Source organism: Methylobacterium sp. GXF4 (assembly GCF_000272495.1).
GTDB lineage: Bacteria > Pseudomonadota > Alphaproteobacteria > Rhizobiales > Beijerinckiaceae > Methylobacterium > Methylobacterium brachiatum.
In genome coordinates this window covers 1-5,040 of sequence record NZ_AKFK01000032.1, presented here as the reverse complement: position 1 = coordinate 5,040, position 5,040 = coordinate 1, and the positions used below count along the sequence as shown (strand labels likewise).

The 5,040-nt window shown below is 67.9% G+C and carries 4 protein-coding genes; 2 read left to right on the top strand and 2 right to left on the bottom strand.

Annotated elements, in window-relative coordinates; genetic code table 11:
- Positions 1–140: 140 nt before the first annotated feature.
- On the bottom strand, positions 141–1,160 hold the full coding sequence (locus WYO_RS04055) for a hypothetical protein (RefSeq protein WP_007559365.1): 1,020 nt from the start codon (positions 1,158–1,160) through the stop codon (positions 141–143).
- A gap of 533 nt (positions 1,161–1,693) precedes the next feature.
- Positions 1,694–1,933: a hypothetical protein gene (locus WYO_RS04050; protein ID WP_007559363.1), complete on the bottom strand. Its 240-nt coding sequence runs from the start codon at positions 1,931–1,933 to the stop codon at positions 1,694–1,696.
- Positions 1,934–2,206: 273 nt separating this feature from the next.
- On the opposite strand from WYO_RS04050, the gene WYO_RS04045 reads away from it, so the two are divergent.
- Entirely contained in the window at positions 2,207–3,616 is a 1,410-nt protein-coding gene (locus WYO_RS04045) for a phosphomannomutase (protein WP_007559361.1), read from the top strand.
- A 487-nt stretch (positions 3,617–4,103) separates the two neighbouring features.
- Positions 4,104–4,331, top strand: coding sequence for a hypothetical protein (locus WYO_RS04040; RefSeq protein ID WP_007559360.1), 228 nt, complete (start codon positions 4,104–4,106; stop codon positions 4,329–4,331).
- Positions 4,332–5,040: the final 709 nt, after the last annotated feature.

Here is a 5,040-nt window from a genome sequence, read left to right as displayed (position 1 = left end):
GCCCGTCATGAAACCGTCCCGACCCGTTCCTGCCCGGCTGCTAGGGCTGCCATCGAGGTGACGTCAAGTCGGCAGGGCGCAGCCGATGCCGTCGGGGGCAGTTCCCCTTCCAAGTCAAGAATCGATCGGCCGGCCGCGGGTCAGTCTGCCGGGCCGAGGTCGAGGCACGACGCCACCGCTTCGGCCATCATCTGCCGGCCGACATCGTTGTAATGGACGATATCGGTGAAAATCGGCTGCTCGGTCTCAAAGAAAATATCGCTGAGATCGTGGATGCGGAAAGACGGCCGCGCCCCGAATTTACCGTGATACTCTCCGACGACCGTTTTGATCCGTCCGTATTGCCGGTCCAGATAGGCTAGAAATTCGCTCGACGCGAAGGTCCGCTCGGTCTCAGTGAGCTGCGCTTTGCGCACGACCATCGGTTGCAGGATGATATGGATTGGGATGCCGATCCCCTTGGCCAGCCTGCCGATGCGATCGACCGCGAGTTCGAAGTGCCTGACGACCTCCCACTCCCAGGCGGGATCCTTCCAGCGCGTCACCGCCCGCAGGTTGCGCAGCCGCGTGAAGATCAAATCCTGCATCGCGGCTTGACCGAGATCATCCAAGTCGCCGCGGAGCCGGGTTTGGGAGAATAGCTCGTCGTAGATCCCCTCGACGGCGAACATGTTGTACGGGTATCCTGGCCGAGGATCGAAGGTCCAAGGCTGGAAGACATCGGTTCCACCGGCCAAGATGACGATCGCGTCCGCGTCCATGTCGATGAGTTTCGTGGTCGTCAGCATGATCATCTGATTCATGCAGCTGGATATGGCGCCGAAATTGTAGACGTGGGCGCCCGCCCCGGTCCTCGCGCGCAGCGCCGTCTGGATACGGCCGGGTACGGTGTCACCCGCGGTGACGCCGTCGACCATCGTGCTATCGCCCACGATCAGCACTCGCAGGGTCTCATTCGCGCTCCGCGGCCCGATCGTGGCATCGTTGCGGTACCCGAGCGCGTCGTAGTGCCAGCCGTGGTCGAAGATCTGCGACGAGGGTCTGCCGGCGAAACCGACATACGGTGCCGGAAACCTGATGTTCGCGTCGAAGGTATCGAGGTGGCGGACGAGTTTTCGCTTCTCGGCGTCGGCGGCGGACTCGGGTGCATCGATCGTCATACGTGTTCCCGTGGATCCGCCCGCGTCAGGACTCGCCGGGCGCCGGCCGATCTCGCGCTCAAACCCCCGTCGCCTCCGCGAGCGCGCCGCAGTTCGACGGGCTAAGGGAGGATGGACGCGCCCTCAGTAGCCATCATGATGGCGACATTCGGACGGCGCTCTAACGGGGGCTCGGAGGTCGACGAGACACTGGCCGACGCGGCCTTCCAATCCCGTACTCGCCGCGCGGTCGTGGGGACGGGGGACGGTTTCCCGCTCAGAGAACGCGTATCGCCGTTCGGCTCCGATCTCTCCCACCGGGTCGGGTCGGCGATCGCCCCGTACTCAGCCGCCCCGGACCCATCGGACTCATCCGACGTCGCGAACGGGTCACCTGCGTCCGGTGTTGGGTGACGGGCTTCGCTGGCGGGGGTAGCCCCGACCGGTATCGGCGTCCTCTCGACTCCCGACCTGCCCGGCGAGGCCGTCGTCAGGACGGCTTCATGATCTGCCGACGGATCGAGAGCGCCGCCAGGGCTGACGATCCAGTGGCGTCAGGCGTCATCGAACTCCAGCCAACTGTCCGCGACGGGGCCGATGAGCGTCTCGCCGATCGCGTCCTCAGTCTTCGCCCGCGGTCGGTTCCGGCCGGCCTCTTCCTTCAACCGCCCGATCACCGCCGTCCTGTTCAGCGATTCGTAATCCGCGATCAGAAGCAGCAGCTTGTCCGCGATGGTGGGGGTCTTCAATGGCTGGCCGATGCCAGAGGTCGGGCTGGGCGGGCCGCGAATCATGGGGGCGTGGGGCGGCCGACCCGAGAGCGTTCGGCACACGGCGCGCTCTTCATCAGACGTGCGTGTTCCGCGCCGATCTGCTCGCCCGGCACACGCCCGGCAGGGACGTTCTCGGTGCGGGACATGCCGTGAAACACCCGCATGAGCACTCCCGACGACTCTCGGACCACCCCCGGGACAAGCCCGCGCCGCGAGGCCGCGCGTTGTGACGGCGCGCGATCTGCGGCACCCTAGGTTCGAGCGCAGCCCAGCGCCGACGCTGATGGGGATATCGTGAGCAGCCTGAAATTTGGAACGAGCGGTCTGCGGGGGCTCGTGACGGACCTCGTTGGAGCGCCGAGCCACGCCTACGCCGACGCGTTCTTCCGGTCCGTCGCCGCGGGCGGCGGCCGCGGCGTCGTGATTGGGCGGGATCTGCGCGCGAGTAGCCCGGGCATCGCCGCGACCGTGGCCGCGGCCGCGGCGGCGGCGGGCTTCGAGGCGATCGACTGCGGAGCACTGCCGACCCCCGCCCTGGCGCTCGAAGCGATGCAGCGGGGCGCCTACGCCGTCATGGTCACGGGCAGCCACATCCCGGAGGATCGCAACGGCTTAAAATTCTACCGGCCCGATGGCGAGATCACCAAAGCCGACGAGGCCGCCATCCTGGCGGCCCTCGGGCCGGTCGCGGACGCGGTCGATGGCGCGCCGGCTCTCCCGGTCACTCCCGAGCCCGACGCGATCGCTCGCTACCGGCGGCGCTACAGCGACGCTTTCGCCCCGGACACCCTGTCGGGCATGCGCGTCGCGGTCTACCAGCAGAGCTCGGTCGCCCGCGACCTCCTAGTCGACCTGCTCGGGGCGCTCGGAGCGCGCCCTAAACCGATCGGCCGATCGGACCGCTTCGTGCCGATCGACACCGAGGCGCACCGGCCAGAAGACATCGCCTTCATCCGCCAGGCCATGACGTCCGGCGCGTTCGACGCGCTCGTAACCACCGACGGCGATGCCGACCGACCCCTGGTTGCGGATGGCACCGGACGAATCGTGCGCGGCGACGTGCTCGGCCTGATCACCGCCCGCTACCTCGGCGTCGACGCGGTCGCGGTGCCGGTCACGGCTGGGTCGGCGCTTGAGCGCTCCGGCGGCTTCGGGCAGGTGGTCCGGACCCGGGTCGGCTCGCCGTTCGTGATCGCCGGCATGGAGCAGGCGCGGCGCGACGGGGCCCGCGTCGTCGCGGGCTTTGAGGCCAACGGTGGCTTCATGCTCGGATCGGATGTCGCGATCGGCGGCGCGGTCCTGCCGGCGCTGCCGACGCGCGATGCGATGCTGCCCATTCTGGCCACGCTCGCCGCCGCGCGCTCGGCCGGTGTGGCGTTGGCCGACCTGATCGCCGCGCTCGACGTCGGCGAGATGGCGAGCGACCGCTTGCCCGACACGCCGGCGGAGCGCAGCGGCGCTTTTCTCGGGCGGCTCGGCGACGAGGCGTCCCTGCGAGCATTTCTGAGCCCGATCGGTGCGCCGCAATCGGTCGACCGGCAGGACGGGATTCGGATCGGGCTGGATGGCGGAGGCACAATCCACTTCCGCGCTTCCGGCAACGCGCCTGAGCTGCGTTGCTACGCCGAAGCGCGGACGGCGACGGAGGCTCAGGACCTCGTCCGATGGGGGCTGGCGGCGTCAGCGGCTGCGATGAAGCCCTGAGAAACCTTCTGCGATGCTCGACAGGCCCGTCGCGTGGCCGATGCGGCGCGGGCGGTGAGCTCGGAAGTGTGCATGTCGGCCGCGCCGTTTGATCGCCAGCGGGGCCCCGATGCGCCGGGGGCGGGTACATCGCCCCGAGAGGTGGGCAGCTCCTTGATTCGCGTCAGGCGCCTCTGCGTCCGATCAACGCGCGATCCGCCGACCGCTGCGCCGGCTGAGGAGACATAACTGATCTTCAGCGCCATCGTCTCGGCGTCTGACGGCTGGCATCCTCCGATCGCGCACCGTAACAGCGGGTCGGGGTTGCTGCCGCCCGGTTGAAGGCATCGGCTGAACCAGGTCGTGCCCGAGAAGGCTTGGCTTTGCGCGAACCCGTCGCGAAGGTGTCCCGGATGGGGCCACGAGCGTTTATGTTTATTTGGTGCGGCATGAATCCCCGAGGGCGACGGGGGCGCACAGATCGGTACTCCGGAGATCAGAGCCCAGCATGCCGGACCAATTGGAACTGGATGGGTTGAACGAGCTGCTGGCCGCGCTCGTCGAGGAGCGATTGAACATCGTCACTTCCGTGAGGAAACTGCGGGACACGCGCAGGCAGAAGGGCACCTTCGTCCTGGGCGACGGGGCCGCCAGCGGAACCCGGTTCGCGATGGTGCAGCACCAGATCGAAATCGTCGAAGCGCTCATCGCGTCGAAGATGCGAGAGGCGGGGTGACGGACCGGCCATGCCCGCTGGCATCGGGGTATGCGGGATCCATGTTCGTGCGGGCGTCAAACGGCAGGGAGCCGATCGCCGCCCTCCCGGCGGGTCGGCGCGCCGGACGACACCGCGCCAGGATGTGCCTGCTGCCCTTGCCACACGATTGTGTCGCCGTCTGAACGGTCTTCTGAGATTGGCCGGCGCGCCCTGCACCGCCGCGGATGCCAGTTCAGTGCGTGGAGGTACCTCCTTCAGCGCCGGATGGAGCCGGCCGTGACGAGGGCGTGACCGACCTGTGAGACGACGGGGCTCGGGATGAAGCGCTCGTGGAGGGGTGATCCGCGCCCGATCATCGGTTTCGCGCTAACCCCACCGGGAAGCGGACGGGTCGACCAGAGGTGTTCAAGGGTCCGGAGGACAAGCGCGAGCCCCGGTGGCAAGCCGCGAGAGTCGCATCGAATGTGCAGCGTCGCGGTCGACAAGCGATGTGCGCAAGGCAGTCGGAAGGATCGATCGATACCGTCGGGCTGATGCGGTCCGCGACGCCGTCGCTAGACCCTAACCGACACATTCGCCGGGGTTGCGAGGGTGGATCGGGAAGCCACGGAAGTCACACACTCTTGCGGGGGGGGGCGGCTCGGCAACGGTGGTAGATTCACCCCTATCGACCGTCGAACCGCCTGCCGCGCTGGGCGGGGCACATCTAGAGGCTGTTATGGACCTG

Coding starts and splice junctions, on each gene's coding strand:
- WYO_RS04055 (WP_007559365.1), bottom strand. CDS start 1,160: ATGACGATCGATGCACCCGAGTCCGCCGCCGACGCCGAGAAGCGAAAA.
- WYO_RS04050 (WP_007559363.1), bottom strand. CDS start 1,933: ATGATTCGCGGCCCGCCCAGCCCGACCTCTGGCATCGGCCAGCCATTG.
- WYO_RS04040 (WP_007559360.1), top strand. CDS start 4,104: ATGCCGGACCAATTGGAACTGGATGGGTTGAACGAGCTGCTGGCCGCG.